Annotated in this window: 10 protein-coding genes and 1 riboswitch; of the genes, 5 read left to right on the forward strand and 5 right to left on the reverse strand. The window is 64.9% G+C overall.

Annotation, left to right across the window (positions count from 1 at the left end):
- Positions 1 to 23: 23 nt before the first annotated feature.
- Positions 24 to 1,397: a CmpA/NrtA family ABC transporter substrate-binding protein gene (locus AOQ71_RS14350; RefSeq protein ID WP_057747336.1), complete on the reverse strand. Its 1,374-nt coding sequence runs from the start codon at positions 1,395 to 1,397 to the stop codon at positions 24 to 26.
- A 160-nt stretch (positions 1,398 to 1,557) separates the two neighbouring features.
- Here AOQ71_RS14350 and AOQ71_RS14355 point away from each other — a divergent pair, with 160 nt between their 5' ends.
- A complete protein-coding gene (locus AOQ71_RS14355) occupies positions 1,558 to 3,480 on the forward strand; it encodes a sigma 54-interacting transcriptional regulator (protein ID WP_057747337.1) in 1,923 nt (640 codons plus the stop codon).
- Between the two features lie 150 nt (positions 3,481 to 3,630).
- On the opposite strand, the gene AOQ71_RS14360 is transcribed toward AOQ71_RS14355, so the two are convergent.
- Complete coding sequence (locus AOQ71_RS14360) at positions 3,631 to 5,373, reverse strand: serine hydrolase (protein WP_057747338.1); 1,743 nt, start codon at positions 5,371 to 5,373, stop codon at positions 3,631 to 3,633.
- A 321-nt stretch (positions 5,374 to 5,694) separates the two neighbouring features.
- A complete protein-coding gene (locus AOQ71_RS14365; protein ID WP_057747339.1) occupies positions 5,695 to 6,894 on the reverse strand; it encodes a TrmJ/YjtD family RNA methyltransferase in 1,200 nt (399 codons plus the stop codon).
- Between the two features lie 338 nt (positions 6,895 to 7,232).
- Between AOQ71_RS14365 and AOQ71_RS14370 the strand changes: the two genes are divergently transcribed.
- Positions 7,233 to 8,447 (forward strand): NADP-dependent isocitrate dehydrogenase, encoded by a 1,215-nt coding sequence (locus AOQ71_RS14370; RefSeq protein WP_057747340.1) that lies wholly within the window; start codon positions 7,233 to 7,235, stop codon positions 8,445 to 8,447.
- Between the two features lie 101 nt (positions 8,448 to 8,548).
- The gene (locus tag AOQ71_RS14375) at positions 8,549 to 9,046 is read left to right on the forward strand and encodes a DUF3455 domain-containing protein (protein ID WP_057747399.1); all 498 of its coding nucleotides are present in this window, start codon (positions 8,549 to 8,551) and stop codon (positions 9,044 to 9,046) included.
- Positions 9,047 to 9,050: 4 nt separating this feature from the next.
- On the opposite strand, the gene AOQ71_RS14380 is transcribed toward AOQ71_RS14375, so the two are convergent.
- Both AOQ71_RS14380 and alaS read right to left on the reverse strand, forming a co-directional pair.
- Positions 9,051 to 10,277, reverse strand: coding sequence for a cyclic nucleotide-gated ion channel (locus tag AOQ71_RS14380; RefSeq protein WP_057747341.1), 1,227 nt, complete (start codon positions 10,275 to 10,277; stop codon positions 9,051 to 9,053).
- Between the two features lie 4 nt (positions 10,278 to 10,281).
- Entirely contained in the window at positions 10,282 to 12,960 is a 2,679-nt protein-coding gene (gene alaS, locus AOQ71_RS14385; protein WP_057747400.1) for an alanine--tRNA ligase, read from the reverse strand.
- A 323-nt stretch (positions 12,961 to 13,283) separates the two neighbouring features.
- Positions 13,284 to 13,373: riboswitch (glycine riboswitch) on the forward strand.
- A gap of 146 nt (positions 13,374 to 13,519) precedes the next feature.
- Between alaS and gcvT the strand changes: the two genes are divergently transcribed.
- Entirely contained in the window at positions 13,520 to 14,668 is a 1,149-nt protein-coding gene (gcvT, locus tag AOQ71_RS14390) for a glycine cleavage system aminomethyltransferase GcvT (RefSeq protein WP_057747342.1), read from the forward strand.
- A gap of 11 nt (positions 14,669 to 14,679) precedes the next feature.
- Entirely contained in the window at positions 14,680 to 15,048 is a 369-nt protein-coding gene (gcvH, locus tag AOQ71_RS14395) for a glycine cleavage system protein GcvH (RefSeq protein ID WP_057747343.1), read from the forward strand.
- The last annotated feature ends 40 nt before the right edge of the window (positions 15,049 to 15,088 follow it).

Raw genomic sequence — 15,088 nt, forward strand, 5'->3', positions numbered from 1 at the left:
TCGTCCCGGCCTAGTGCGCATGATCACGATGCCTTCCTGATCTTGAAGCTCGCGACGTAATCCTCCGGCTTTTCCGGATCGAAATTCTTGCCCATCACCGCGAACGATTTGTAGCTGCTCCCCGGCGGAGTAAGCCCCATCTCGGTCATCAGCTTCTTGGTGTCTGTCGCCAGATACACCTGCTCGGCCACCGCCTTGTAGTCGACATCGCCCTTGATCTGGCCCCAGCGCTTCATCTGCGTCAGCATCCACACCGCGAAGGACTGCCAGGGGAAAGGATCGAAATCGACGCGCTTTGCGTCGGTCTTCACCCCGCCGAGACCGTCGGCATAGGTGCCGGTCAGCACCTGTTCCAGCACCGTCACCGGCGCGTTGATGTAGTTGGCGGGTGCGATGGCTTCGGCGATCTGCTTGCGGTTCTCCGCCTTCGACGCGTAAGCGGTGGCATCGACGATGGCGCGCGTCAGCGCCGCAAAGCTGTTCGGCGCCGTCGTGATGAACTCGCGGCTGGCGGCAAAGCTGCAGCAGGGATGGCCGTCCCAGATCTCCTTCGACAGCAAATGCATGAAGCCGACGCCGTCATAGATTGCGCGCTGGCAGACATTGTCGGGCGCGAGGAAGCCGTCGATGTTGTCGGCGCGGAGGTTGGCGACCATCTCCGGCGGCGGCACCGAGCGAAGTTGCACGTCGGTATCAGGATCGAGCCCGTGCTCGGCGAGATAATAGCGCAACAGGTAATTGTGCATGGAATAGTCGAAGGGGATCGCGAACTTCAGCCCCTTCCAATCCTTCGGGTCGCGCTTGTCCTTGTGCTTGGTCGCGAGCACGATGCCCTGCCCGTTGATGTTCTCGATCGCGGGCACGGCAAAGGGAATGGCGTTGGCACCAAGGCCGAGCGAGATCGCAATCGGCATCGGCGCCAGCATGTGTGCTGCGTCGTATTCCTTGTTGATGGTCTTGTCGCGGATCACGGCCCAGCCGGCGGTCTTGACCACCTCGACGTTGAGACCGTGCTTTGAATAGAAGCCGAGCGGCGCCGCCATGATGATGGGCGTGGCGCAGGTGATCGGGATGAAGCCGACCTTGAGGTCCTTCTTCTCGGGCGCACCGGTGTCGGCGAACACCTCCGTTGCGGTCTTCAGCGGGAAGAATTGCGACAGTGCGGCAAGCGCGGTGGAGGCGCCGACCGATTTCAGGAAGGCGCGCCGCGCCGCATCCTGCGGAAACATCGCGCGCATCACCGCAGACGCAACGACACCCTCGTAGCGCTTCTCCTCGCTCTCGACCGGGTCGCAAGCTGCCGCCTGCTCGTGCTCTGCCGCGGAACGATGCTGGCCACAGGCGCAACCGGCCCGAAGCTTGCGATCGGGATCAAACGGGTTGTCGAAAATGGACATCGGACCTCCTGCGCATCATTGCGAGCAAGAGTTCAGCAAGGAGCATGCCATGCCCTCGGCAGCGGCCAGCACCTTGATAACGCAGCGGTTTTCCCCTGACTTGGTCAATACGAAAACTCGTGATAAACGAGATTTCGTAGTACAATTACGAGATTTCGCAATGGCAACGACGCCAATGCTCGCCCACGATGATGTGGCTCCAGCCATCGACCCACGCGTCGCAGCCTTCGAATCTTCGGTCGAAGCCACGCTGCTGGTCGATCCCTATGGCGATGAGATCATCGATGCCAATCCGGCCGCCTGCGCCCTGCTCGGCTATGACCGCGCGCTGCTGCGACAGACCAGGGCCAGCACCCTCCACGCCGGCGAGCTTCCGGCCCTCACCGTGTTCACCCAGGCCGTGCTTCACAAGGGCGCTTATTGGACCACGTCGCTCACCCCGCGCCATGCCACCGGGCAAACGCTCAGGCTAGAATATGCCGGCTGCCTGCTGCCCCATGACGGCCGCACGCTGCTGCTGCTGACGCTGACCGATCTCGAAGCGCGCCGCCGCCGCAATGTCGATGGCGCCGCCGAAGATCACATGCGCAGCGGGATCGCCACCTGGCAGCGGGTCGAGCGCGTGTTCCAGGACATCGAGCGCGAGAACCAGCTGATCCTGCGCGCCGCCGGCGAAGGCATCTATGGCGTCAATGCCGAAGGCAAGACCACCTTCGTGAACCCCGCGGCCGAGCGGATGCTGGGCTGGACGGCCGAGGAGCTGGTCGGCAAGGAGATCCATCCGATCGTCCACCACACCCATCACGACGGTCGGCACTATCACAACCATGATTGCCCGATCTATGCGGCGTTCCGCGACGGTGCCGTGCACCAGGTCGACGGCGAGGTGTTCTGGCGCAAGGACGGCTCGCCCGCCTGGGTCGAATACACCTCGACGCCCATTCGCGACCGCGGCGTCGTGGTCGGGGCGGTTGTGGTGTTTCGCGATGTCAGCCAGCGCCGCGAGGCCGACGAGAAGCTGCACGCCGCGCTCACCGAAGTGGATCGCCTGCGCGAACGGCTGGAGCTGGAGAACGCCTATCTCCAGGAGGAAATCCGCATCGAGACCAATCCGCGCGGCATCATCGGTCAAAGCGAGGCGATCCAGAAGACGCTGCGCCAGGTCAAGCTGGTGGCACCGACCACGGCCGCGGTGATGATCACCGGCGAGTCCGGCACCGGCAAGGAGCTGATCGCACGCGCCATCCATGAGGATTCCACGCGCAGCGACCGGCCGCTGATCCGCGTCAACTGTGCGGCGATCCCGCGCGAATTGTTCGAGAGCGAGTTCTTCGGCCATGTCCGCGGCGCCTTCACTGGCGCGACGCGCGACCGCATCGGCCGCTTCGAGCTTGCCGATGGCGGCACGCTGTTCCTCGACGAGGTCGGCGAGATCCCGCTGGAATTGCAGAGCAAGCTGCTGCGGGTGTTGCAGGAGGGAAATTTCGAGCGCGTCGGGCAGGAGCGCACGCGCACGGTCGACGTCCGTGTCATCGCCGCGACCAACCGCGATCTCAAGCAGGAGGTCCAGCGCGGCCGTTTCCGCGAGGACCTCTATTTCCGTCTCAACGTGTTCCCGATCGAGACGGTGCCGTTGCGCGAACGGCGCGAGGACATTCCGCTGCTCGCCCAGCATTTTCTCAACCGCGAGGGCAAAGCGCTGAAGTCGAATTTGCGCCTGTCGGAGGGCGATGCGCGGCGGCTCGCCCGCTACGACTGGCCCGGCAATGTCCGCGAATTGCAGAACGTGATCGAGCGCGCCGCGATCCTGTCGCAGAACGGCCGCCTGCGCATCGATTTGCCTGATGCCTCGGGCACACAAGCTGCGACCGGCACCGCGCGCCAGAAGGCCGAGGCACGGCCGGCCGTCATGACATCATCCGAAATGCGCGACCACGAGCGCGCCAACATTCTGGCCGCGCTAGAGGCCTGCGCTGGAAAAGTGTTCGGCCCCGGCGGCGCAGCCGAGATGCTGGACATCAAGCCGACCACGCTGGCCTCGCGGATCAAGGCGCTGGGCATCGCGCCTCGTCCGGGGAAGTGACGGCGCGTTCGTAAGGTGGATTAGCCCCGCAGATGCGCGATGCGCATCTGCGGGGCGTAATCCACCAACGTCGTCCCCGCATTCGTTGAAGCATGGTGGATTACGCCTTCGGCTAATCCACCCTGCGAACCGCCAGCTAACTCATCCGCCCTACGGGCTGCGCTTCGCGATGAAGGTGCCGTTCGGCTGGTGGTACACGAGTTCCTCGATCGCACCGGACGGGCCGCGGCGGAATTCGGTGCGATAGCCGTCGAGCTGGACGATGCCGAACGTCGCGCCCTGGTAGGGCCGCAACCGGTAGAGCGGCACGAACGGAATTTTCAGCGTCAGCTCGCCCTCGGCATCCTCGGTGACCACGTGGGTCTGATCGCCGCGAATATATTCGCCGACGCAGGCCGACCGGAACACAGGGTCGATACATTCGCCGGCGGCGGCGCGCGTGAAGACGATATCCGGCACGAGCGCCTCGAGTTGGGCCGAGAGGCTAGCAATGTTGCCGTCGCGGTCGGTTGCAAAGCTAATCACGAGATCGTCCGGATTGAGCTCTCCGAAAACGTAAGGCAGCTGGAACGAATCGTAATGCCGGTGCACAAGCTTCGCCTTGGTGCCGCGCCAGGCCCAATGCAGGCCGTCGCCGTCTTGGGTGATGACCACCCGGCCATAGGCCGGGTGCTCATAGGCGCCGCAAAAATCCGCGAGATCATGGCTGGGCTTCGTGTTCGGCTTGCTCGCCGTGGGCTTCGCCGCCTCGTCGCTTTTCTGCTGCGCCAGCGCCTTGCGGCGCATGTCGCGCAGGCGGTCCAGCCACGGCACGGGTTCGTTGCCGGCAAGATGATCGTGAACGCGGTTGATCAGGATGCTGGACACCGGGTTGGCGCCGGTGTTGGTGAAGACGGCGACGCCGGTGTTTTGTGCCGGCATGAGGCGCATCAGCGTGCTCCAGCCGAGCCAGCCGCCGGAATGTCCGACCACGCGCTCGCCGCGGTAGGTGGTGTTGTTGAAGCCCAGCCCGTAATGCGAATGGCCGAACTCCTCCCACTCAGCAGCGCTTGCGAAGACGAGCGGCGATTGCATCTCCCGGACCCGCGTGGACGACAGCAGGCGCTCGCCGGCGAACTCGCCTTCGGCCAGCAAGAATTTCATCCAGTTGGCAAGGGCGGCAACCGAGGTGACGATGGCGCCGGCGCCCGTCGTGGTGATGGGAAAGAATTTGCTGCGCGAGCGCACGTCGCCGCGTTCCACCAGATAGGGAACGGCGGCGTCGGTGGCAGCGGCGTGCTCCTCGGCCGAAAAGCCGACCGGCATCCGCAATTTGTCGGTCAGCCGGGTGCGGATGAAATCTTCATAGCTCTGACCACTGATGCGCTCGACGACAAGGCCGGCGACATTGTAGGCGAGATTGTTGTATTGAAATTCGGTGCGGATGTCCCGGGCCGGTTCGAGGTAACGCAGCGCCGTCATCATCTCGTTGCGTGAGAGATCGGCTGGAATCCAAATCCAGTCGTGGCGGGGCAGGCCGGAATGATGGCTGAGCAGATCGCGCACGGTGACGCGCTCGGTCGCGATCGCGTCATGCAGGCGGAATTCGGGAATGACGTCGCGGACCGGCTTGATCCAGTCGAGCCGTCCCTCGTCCACCAGCAGCGCCAGCGCCGTGGCGGTGAACGTCTTGGTGATCGAGCAGATCAGGAACTGCGTCTCCGGCGTCGCGGGCAGCCCGGACTCGACGTCGCGCTGGCCCCATGCCCTGAGCAGCACCGTCTCGCCGTCCTGCACGACGGCGAGCGTCACCGCCGGCACCTGCCACTCCGCCATCGCCTCCGCGGCCAGCGCGTCGAGCCCGGGGATGAGGGTTGCGATGCTCGTGTCGCTTTGGACAGATCGACTGGACATGACGCATTCTTTCTTCCGCTCGCCGCCACAACCGCTGGATGACGACGCGCAATGTTACGAACCGTAGCATTGGCGACCGACCGATTGCAAGCTGTAGGCGAAACGTCGCGAGTCATCGCTTCCGCCTTCGCTCGTCGAACGTAGGTCGGATTGGCGGCCGTAATCTGTGCCTTTCTTTTGGCGCAGATCGTTACCCTCGCTACAAGGGAGGTCTCGTAGGGTGGGCAAAGGCGCCCTTGCGCCGTGCCCACGATCTCTCAATGATGGATGGAAGCCGTGGGCACGCTTTCGCTTTGCCCACCCTCCGAGACCTTGCCCAGCCTACGCGCTCTGCTCGACCATCCCCTGCAGCCGCACCAGCTCCGTCTCCAGATCCCGCTCCACATCCGCGGCCCGGATCTCCAGCACCCGATAATCGCGCGCCTCCAGCCACGCCCGCCGCGATGCGCGGTCCGCCGCTATCGTCTCGCCCTCGCCCGGGTTGATCAGCTCGATTGCGATCCGGTGCGGGAAGGAGACGAAATCGGGGATGTGGCGGCCGACTGGCGTCTGGCGCTTGAACTGGCCTGCGAAGCGGCGGTCGCGGGTCAGGGCGTGCCAGAGCAGTCGCTCCGCATCGGTCGGGTTGCGCCGGAGCAGGCGTGCAAGGCCGCGCACGGTCGAGCCGCTGTCGGGCGCGCCGCCGGCCTGGCCGTGCTCGGCGAGCAGCGCGCGCAGGCGCGTCGCCTGCTCGCCGTCGAGCACGCCGCCCTTGGCCGGGCCCTTGCGCCCTTCCGCGATCGCCATCACGACACCGTGCAGCGTGTGCATGTCCTGCTTGGTCGGCTCCATGCGGGTGAAGATGTTGCGCAGGTTCACCAGCATGGTGTCGCGCTTCTCGGCCGGGCGCAGGAATTCGACCTTGTCGAGCTCGCGCACGAGATTGTCGAAGAAGGCGTTGATCTGGTGCTGCGAGGCGCGCTCGGAGCGCTCGGGCATGGCGTGCGGCAGCTCGCCCGCCGTCATCAGCTTGAACCATTCATAGCCGACCAGCAGCACCGCCTGGGCGAGATTGAGCGAGGCAAAGCCCGGATTGACCGGGAAGGTGATGATGCGGTTGGAGAGCCCGACCTCCTCGTTGGTCAGCCCCCAGCGTTCGCGGCCGAACAGGATACCGGCTTTGCCGCCGGTCGCGACATGCCCGGCGATCTCGCTGGCTGCCGCCTCCGGCCCGACCACGGGCTTGGCCTGGTCGTGGGGGCGCGCGGTGGTGGCGAACAAGAGGTCGAGGTCCGCGACCGCCTGCTCGACGGTGTCGAACAGTTCGACCTTCTGCAAAATGTGGTCGGCGCCGGCAGCCGCCCGCTGCGCCGCGATGTTGGGCCAGCCGTCACGTGGGTTGACGATGCGCAAGGCGCCCAGCGCGAAATTGCCCATGGCGCGCGCGGCCATGCCGATGTTTTCACCCAGCTGCGGCTCGACCAGGATGACGATGGGGCCGTCGAGGGAAAGGGGTGTCTTGCTCTTGTCAGTCCCCGACATCTGGCTTTGCTTTCACAACTGTCTCAAGGCCTTGGCAAGGCCCGCTTAGGAATTGATTCAAGGCCGGCCTTTTCGAGTCGGTCTTGGCCGGCCGGCGCTGCCCGCCTGTCGTTTGCCTGTCCTGACAAAATTCTCAAGGGAAATAACGGCTTGGAATCGACTTTTGAATCTCGCCTGAAACCACACCCCGCCCCGGGGCCCCGCTCCCCATCTATGGAAGCTGGGTGAGCTAAAAGTGCATAATCACTTGGCTTTCGCCCGCTGCTGCCAGGTGCTAAGAGGCGGCGGATATTCAATTTGGCGCCAATGGCGCCGTTCCCAAGAGGGCTTTCCCGATCATGGCAAAAATCAAGGTATCCAATCCCGTCGTCGAGCTCGATGGCGACGAGATGACCCGGATCATCTGGCAGTACATCAAGGACAAGCTGATCAACCCGTTCCTGGATGTCGAGCTGCTCTATTTCGACCTGGGCATGGAGTACCGCGACAAGACCAACGATCAGGTGACCATCGACGCCGCCGAGGCGATCAAGAAGGTCGGCGTCGGCGTCAAGTGCGCCACCATCACCCCTGACGAGGCCCGGGTGAAGGAGTTTGGCCTCAAGCAGATGTGGAAGTCGCCGAACGGCACCATCCGCAACATCCTCGGCGGCGTGATCTTCCGCGAGCCGATCATCTGCAAGAACGTGCCGCGCCTGGTTCCGGGCTGGACCAAGCCGATCATCATCGGCCGCCACGCCTATGGCGACCAGTACCGCGCCACCGACATCAAATTCCCCGGCAAGGGCACGCTCTCGCTGAAGTTCGTCGGCGAGGACGGCACCGTGATCGAGAAGGAGGTGTTCAAGGCTCCGGGCGCCGGCGTCGCCATGGAGATGTACAACCTCGACGACAGCATCATCGACTTCGCCCGCGCCTCGTTCAACTATGGCCTGTTGCGCGGCTATCCGGTGTACCTGTCGACCAAGAACACCATTCTCAAGGTCTATGACGGCCGCTTCAAGGACATCTTCCAGGAGATCTTCGACAAGGAGTTCAAGAAGGAGTTCGACGCCAAGGGCCTGACGTATGAGCACCGCCTGATCGACGACATGGTGGCCTCGGCGCTGAAATGGTCCGGCGGCTATGTCTGGGCCTGTAAGAACTACGACGGCGACGTGCAGTCCGACACGGTCGCGCAGGGCTACGGCTCGCTCGGTCTGATGACCTCGGTGCTGCTCACCCCGGACGGCAAGACCGTCGAGGCCGAAGCCGCCCACGGCACCGTCACCCGCCACTACCGCGAGCACCAGAAGGGCAAGGAGACCTCGACCAACTCGATCGCGTCGATCTTCGCCTGGACGCGCGGCCTCGCCCACCGCGCCAAGCTCGACAACAACCCCGAGCTGGCGAAGTTCGCTTCGACGCTGGAGAAGGTCTGCGTCGACACCGTCGAGGAAGGCTACATGACCAAGGACCTCGCGCTGCTGGTCGGCGCCGACCAGCGCTGGCTCTCGACCACCGGCTTCCTCGACAAGGTCGCTGACAATCTGGTGAAGGCGCTCGCGGCGTAAGCTGCCAACCGCATTTTTTCGCCCGATCGGGGTTAGACATCATGATGGGCCGCGCGCAGGCGCGGCCCATTCGTTTTGACACCATCGTGCGGAGGTCTCTCATGTCGATCACCAATTTCGCCGTCCCCTGCCTGCTGCTCGCCATGGCCGGGCCGGCCGCCGCGGAGACGCTGCCAGATGCCATCGCCGCTCCCGGTGAAACCGTCGTGCTCAGCGTCCACGCCGAAGGCGCGCAGGTCTATGAGTGCAAGCCGGGCACCGACGGCAAGCTCGCCTGGACCTTCCGCGAGCCGGTCGCGACACTGCTCTCCGAGGGCAAGACCATCGGCCGCCACTATGCCGGCCCGAACTGGGAGCTCGCCGACGGCAGCGCCGTGGCCGGCAAGGCCATCGGCAACGCGCCGGGCGCGACGGCTGCCGATATCCCCTGGCTGAAGCTGGAGATCGCCTCCCGCCGCGGCACCGGCGCGCTGACGCCGGTGACGACAGTCCAGCGCATCAACACCCATGGCGGCAAGCTCGACGGGACCTGCGACAAGGCCGGCGAGTTCAGAAGCGCGCCCTACTCGGCCGACTACATTTTCCTGAAGAAAGGCTGACCGCTCAGCGGTCGGTCCCCTCGCGCTCGGCCTGCGCCAGCTCCGTCGCGGCGAGATCGCCGGTCTCCTCGAGCCGCGCTTTCGCGGTGGTGTGGACATGGGCGGCGAGCGTCGGCATGCGCTCGATCAGGGCGTGAAAATGCTGCGCGTCCAGCACCAGCAGCCGCGTCTTGCGCGTCGCGGTCACCGTGCCGCTGCGTTTTGTTTTGTGCAGCAGCGCGATCTCGCCGAAGAAGGTGCCGTCGGCGAGCCTGACATGCTGGTTCGGCAGCGTGATCTCGACCTCGCCCGCGGTGATGAAATACATCGACGAGGCGGGATCCCCCCGTCGCACCAATATCTCGCCCTGCTCGATGGTGCGGGCGCGCAAGAGCCGCATGATATCGGCGATCTCGGCGGCCGACAGATGCGAGAACAGCGGCACCCGCGCCAGCATGCCCCAGGTGACGACGAAGTCGCGCCGCTTCACCTCTTCGGCAAAGGCGGTCGAGATGATCGCGACCGGCAGCGCGATCATGGCAAAACCCGAGATGATCGCGAACACCGAGATAAATTTTCCAAGCGCAGTCACCGGCACGACGTCGCCATAGCCGACGGTGCCGAGCGTCACGATCGCCCACCACATCGCATCCGGAATGGTGCCGAGCTTGGTCGGCTGCACGTCGCGCTCGATGGCATAAAGCAGCGAGGCGAAGGTCAGCACCACGCCGATCAGGATGACGACGCAGCCTATCAGCGCGCGCCGCTCGGCATGCACAGCCGCGAGCAGCGAGCGCATCGCCGGCGAATACCGGATCAGCTTGAAGAACGGCAGCACGCCAAGCGCGGCCAGCGTCGCGTGGCGCCCCATCACCAGCACGATTGCAGCGGGCAGGAACGCCATGAGGTCGATGATGCCGAGCGCCGAGAAGGCGTAGCCGAGCCGGTCTGACAGCGCCGAGCCCTTTCGCGGCGTGTGGCCCGCGACCGTCCACAGCCGCGCCGCATATTCCAGCGCGAACACGATCACGGCCAGAATCTTGATCGCCGAAAAGAGCGTGCCGTACCGCGCGTCCAGCTCCGGCACCGAGGCGAGGATCATCGCGACCACGTCGAGCACGATGACGCTGATGACGAGCTGGATGAAGCGCGACCCGACCGAGTAGGCCAAGGGATCGTGCTCCAGCAATTCGTAGAGGCGATCCCTTAGGTTCGGATCGCGAAGCCCACGTCCTCGCGGAACGAGGCGCATGGCTTCACGCAGCCCCCATCGCTTTTTCGATCGCCGCGAGCGCCTCGGTCGTCTTGGCGCCGTCGGGGCCGCCGGCTTGCGCCATGTCGGGACGGCCGCCGCCGCCCTTGCCGCCGAGCGCCTCGGAGGCGACGCGCACGAGGTTCACCGCGTTGAAGCGCGCGGTGAGATCGGCAGTGACGCCGACCACGACCCCCGCCTTGCCGTCCTCGGTGACGCCGACGATGGCGACCACGCCGGAACCGATCTGCTTCTTGGCCTCATCGGCGAGGCTCTTGAGATCCTTCATCTCGATGCCCTCGACCGCGCGCGCCATCAGCTTGACACCACCGACCTCACGCACGCCGGAGGCTGCGCCGCCACCGGCCGCCGCGCCGCCGCCCATCGCCAGCTTCTTGCGGGCATCGGACAGCTCGCGCTCGAGCTTCTTGCGCTCCTCCATCAGCGCGGTGATGCGCGCCGGAACGTCGTCGAGCGAGGTGCGCAGCTCATTCGCCGCGGTCTTCGCCAGCGCCATGGTGTCGTTGGCATGCTTGCGGGCGTAATTGCCGGTCAGCGCCTCGATGCGGCGCACACCGGAGGCGACCGCGCTCTCGCCGGTCAGCGTGATCAGGCCGATATCGCCGGTGCGCCGCACATGGGTGCCGCCGCAGAGCTCGACCGACCAGCCGAGCGCATTGGCGCCGCGCTCGCGCGCGGTCTTGCCCATCGAGACGACGCGCACCTCGTCGCCATACTTCTCGCCGAACAGCGCACGCGCCCCGGCCTCGCGGGCCTCATCCACGCCCATCACGCGCGTCGTGACCTCGTCATTCTCCAGCACCACGTCGTTGGCGATGTCCTCGACGCGGGCAAGCTCTTCGGCCGTGATCGGCTTCGGATGCACGAAGTCGAAGCGCAGCCTGTCAGGCGCGACCATCGAGCCGCGCTGGGCGATATGATCGCCCAGCACCTGGCGCAGCGCCTCGTGAATGAGATGCGTCGCCGAGTGATGCGCGCGGATCGACGAGCGCCTCGCATGATCCACCTCGAGCTGCAGCGCCGTGCCGACCTTCAGCTCGCCGCCCTCCACCGTGCCGACATGCACGAAGAAATCGCCGAGCTTCTTCTGCGTGTCGGTGACGCGGAATTTGATCCCGCCCTCGCCCGTGAGCACGCCGGTGTCGCCGACCTGGCCGCCCGATTCCGCGTAGAACGGCGTCTGGTTCAGCACGATGGCCCCTTGCTCGCCGGCCTTGAGGCTTTCGACCTCCTGCCCGTCCTTCACCAGCGCCGAGACCACGCCTTCAGCGCTCTCGGTCTCGTAACCCAGAAATTCGGTCGCCCCGAGCTTCTCGCGCAGCGGGAACCAGATCGCCTCGCTCGCCGCCTCGCCCGATCCCTTCCAGGACTCGCGCGCCTTGGCCTTCTGCCGCTCCATCGCGTCGGTGAACGCGGCCTGGTCGACGCCGATGCCGCGCGACTTCAGCGCGTCCTGGGTCAGGTCGAGCGGGAAGCCATAGGTGTCGTACAGCGTGAAGGCGACGTCGCCGTCGAACATGTCGCCCTTCTTCAGGGACGCGCTCTTCTCGTCGAGAATCGCCAAGCCGCGCGAAAGAGTCTTGCGGAAGCGCGTCTCTTCCAGCCGCAGCGTTTCCTCGATCAAATTCTCGGCGCGCATCAGATCAGGATAGGCCTGGCCCATCTCGCGCACCAGCGCCCAGACCAGGCGATGCATCAGCGGCTCTTTCGCCCCGAGCAGCTGCGCATGGCGCATGGCGCGGCGCATGATCCGGCGCAGCACATAGCCGCGGCCTTCATTGGAAGGCAGCACGCCATCCGCGACCAGGAAGGCCGAAGAGCGCAAATGGTCGGCGATGACGCGGAACGAGGCCGCGTTCTGCTCGGTCGGCCCGCTGCCCAGCGCCGACGACGTCGCGTCGATCAGATGGCGGAACAAATCGGTCTCGAACACGCTGTCGACGCCCTGCAGGATGCAGGCCATGCGCTCCAGGCCCATACCGGTGTCGATCGAGGGGCGCGGCAGATTCACGCGCTCCTCCTTCGTCACCTGTTCATATTGCATGAACACCAGGTTCCAGAATTCGAGGAAGCGGTCGCCATCCTCTTCCGGCGAACCGGGAGGGCCGCCCCAGATATGGTCGCCGCGGTCGATGAAGATTTCCGAGCACGGGCCGCAGGGGCCGGTGTCGCCCATCGCCCAGAAATTGTCCGAGGTCGGGATGCGGATGATGCGGTCGTCGGAGAAGCCGGCGATCTTCTTCCACAGCCCGTGCGCCTCGTCGTCGGTGTGGTAGACGGTGACGAGCAGCTTGTCCTTCTTCAGGCCCAAATCCTTGGTGATGAGCTTCCAGGCCAGCTCGATCGCGCGCTCCTTGAAATAGTCGCCGAACGAGAAATTGCCGAGCATCTCGAAGAAGGTGAGATGGCGTGCGGTATAGCCGACATTGTCGAGGTCGTTGTGCTTGCCGCCGGCGCGCACGCATTTCTGCGACGTGGTGGCGCGCTGGTAAGGCCGCTTCTCGACGCCGGTGAAGACGTTCTTGAACTGCACCATGCCGGCATTGGTGAACATCAACGTCGGATCGTTGCGCGGCACCAATGGCGAGGACGACACGATCTCGTGGCCGTTCTCGGCAAAGAAGTTCAGAAAGGTCGACCTGATCTCGTTGACGCCGCTCATGTTCATCCAATCGGGTGTGCTGGAGCATGATCCGGAAAAGTGTGAAGCGGTTTTCCGGAAAGATCATGCTCAAACAAGGAGCTAAAGCGCGATGACTCTCGGCGCGCTTTAGGACCCGCCAATTTGCCATCCAAACCTGGCGATTTGGGCTGATATCTGCGGGCCAAAGCGCTTTTAGACAAGGCCAGCTTTCCTGTCCAGAAACTGTGCAGAGAGATCAGAGGGTTGCCGCAGTCGCGTCATCCCCCTGCAATCCCGTTGAAAGCCGATACTCCTGCGTTGACAGGCTTGGCTGGCCTGTGGTCTTTACCCATCTATATCGTACGGCCACGTCGGGAGAGACCGGCATTGGGTGCCGGCGCCGAAGGAGCAACCGCCCCGGAAACTCTCAGGCAAAAGGACCGCGTGGCTTTGACGACATCTGGAAAGAGACGCTGGCGGGCTTAGGACCCGGATAGCGTCCGCCGACGGGATAATACTCTCAGGCACAGCGACAGATGGGGCTTCGACTGGTTTGTCCCGGGGAATCGTCCCCGGGGAACCGCCGAGGGCCCCCGTGATGTCCGTGCGTGACGACAAAGACTCCCTGAAACGTACCCCTCTTTACGACCTGCACCTGTCCCTTGGCGGCAAGATGGTGCCGTTTGCGGGCTATGACATGCCCGTGCAGTACCCCGCGGGGGTGCTGAAAGAGCACCTCCATACCCGCAATTCCGCCGGCCTGTTCGACGTCTCCCATATGGGCCAGATCGCCCTCCGGCCAAAGTCGGGCAAGGTCGAGGACGCCGCCCGCGCGCTGGAGCGGCTGGTGCCGCAGGACATCGTGGCGATCGCACCTGGCCGCCAGCGCTACGCCCAGTTCACCAATGCGGACGGCGGCATTCTCGATGATCTCATGGTCGCCAATTTCGGCGACCATTTGTTCCTGGTGGTCAACGCCGCCTGCAAGGCCGAGGACGAGGCGCATCTGCGCGCGCATCTCTCCGACACCTGTGTCGTCGATTCGCTGGCCGATCGCGCGCTGATTGCGTTGCAGGGCCCGAAGGCGGAGTCGGCGCTGACGAAATCATGTGCAGCAGCGCCGGCCATGAAGTTCATGGATGCCGGCCCGCATATTGTCGCCGGCCTCGCCTGTTTCGTCTCGCGCTCCGGCTACACCGGCGAGGACGGGTTCGAGATTTCAGTGCCTGCGGCGGATGCCGGGCACCTCACCAAAACGCTGCTCGAAAACCCCGATGTGATGCCGATCGGCCTTGGCGCCCGCGACAGCTTGCGGCTGGAAGCCGGGCTCTGCCTCTACGGCCACGACATCGACACTGCGACGACGCCGGTCGAAGCCGCGCTGGAATGGTCGGTGCAGAAGAGCCGCCGCAGCGGCGGCGCGCGCGCCGGCGGCTTTCCCGGCGCTGAAAAGATCCTTGCACATTTCGATCACGGCGCATCCCGCCGCCGGGTCGGCCTGCGGACCGAGGGCCGCGCGCCCGTGCGCGAGGGCGCACTGTTGTTTGCCGGTAGCGAAGGTGGCGAGCCGATTGGAAGGGTCACTTCGGGCGGCTTCGGCCCGAGCCTGAACGCGCCTGTTGCGATGGGCTACGTGCCCACGCGTCTGAGCGCGCTCGACACAAAGCTCTTTGCGGAAGTGCGCGGGCAACGCCTCCCCCTCGCCGTCGCCGCCATGCCCTTCGTGAAAAACACCTACAAACGCTGAGGACTAAGACAATGACCACGACGCTGTACACCTCCGACCATGAATGGCTCGCGATCGACGGCGATGTCGCCACCGTCGGCATCACCGATTACGCGCAGTCCCAGCTCGGCGACGTCGTGTTCGTCGAATTGCCCAAGGTCGGCCGCAGCCTGAAGAAGGCGGAAGCCGCCGCCGTCGTGGAATCGGTCAAGGCCGCCTCCGACGTCTACGCGCCGATCTCGGGCGAGGTGGTCGAGACCAACGACGCGCTCGCCGCCGAACCCGCGCTGGTGAACTCGGACGCGCAGACCAAGGCGTGGTTCTTCAAGATGAAGATTGCCGACAAGAGCGAACTCGGCGGCCTGATGGATGAAGCCGCTTACAAGGCACACACGGCGTGAGATGAAGCGCGATCTTTCCACATCGTCATGGCCGGGCTTG

The sequence above is a fragment of the Bradyrhizobium manausense genome, from assembly GCF_001440035.1.
GTDB lineage: Bacteria > Pseudomonadota > Alphaproteobacteria > Rhizobiales > Xanthobacteraceae > Bradyrhizobium > Bradyrhizobium manausense.

What these genes read in the sequence shown, in the direction of transcription:
- AOQ71_RS14350 (WP_057747336.1), bottom strand. Translation starts at nt 1,397, where the DNA reads ATGTCCATTTTCGACAACCCGTTTGATCCCGATCGCAAGCTTCGGGCC.
- AOQ71_RS14355 (WP_057747337.1), top strand. Translation starts at nt 1,558, where the DNA reads ATGGCAACGACGCCAATGCTCGCCCACGATGATGTGGCTCCAGCCATC.
- AOQ71_RS14360 (WP_057747338.1), bottom strand. Translation starts at nt 5,373, where the DNA reads ATGTCCAGTCGATCTGTCCAAAGCGACACGAGCATCGCAACCCTCATC.
- AOQ71_RS14365 (WP_057747339.1), bottom strand. Translation starts at nt 6,894, where the DNA reads ATGTCGGGGACTGACAAGAGCAAGACACCCCTTTCCCTCGACGGCCCC.
- AOQ71_RS14370 (WP_057747340.1), top strand. Translation starts at nt 7,233, where the DNA reads ATGGCAAAAATCAAGGTATCCAATCCCGTCGTCGAGCTCGATGGCGAC.
- AOQ71_RS14375 (WP_057747399.1), top strand. Translation starts at nt 8,549, where the DNA reads ATGTCGATCACCAATTTCGCCGTCCCCTGCCTGCTGCTCGCCATGGCC.
- AOQ71_RS14380 (WP_057747341.1), bottom strand. Translation starts at nt 10,277, where the DNA reads ATGCGCCTCGTTCCGCGAGGACGTGGGCTTCGCGATCCGAACCTAAGG.
- alaS (WP_057747400.1), bottom strand. Translation starts at nt 12,960, where the DNA reads ATGAGCGGCGTCAACGAGATCAGGTCGACCTTTCTGAACTTCTTTGCC.
- gcvT (WP_057747342.1), top strand. Translation starts at nt 13,520, where the DNA reads ATGTCCGTGCGTGACGACAAAGACTCCCTGAAACGTACCCCTCTTTAC.
- gcvH (WP_057747343.1), top strand. Translation starts at nt 14,680, where the DNA reads ATGACCACGACGCTGTACACCTCCGACCATGAATGGCTCGCGATCGAC.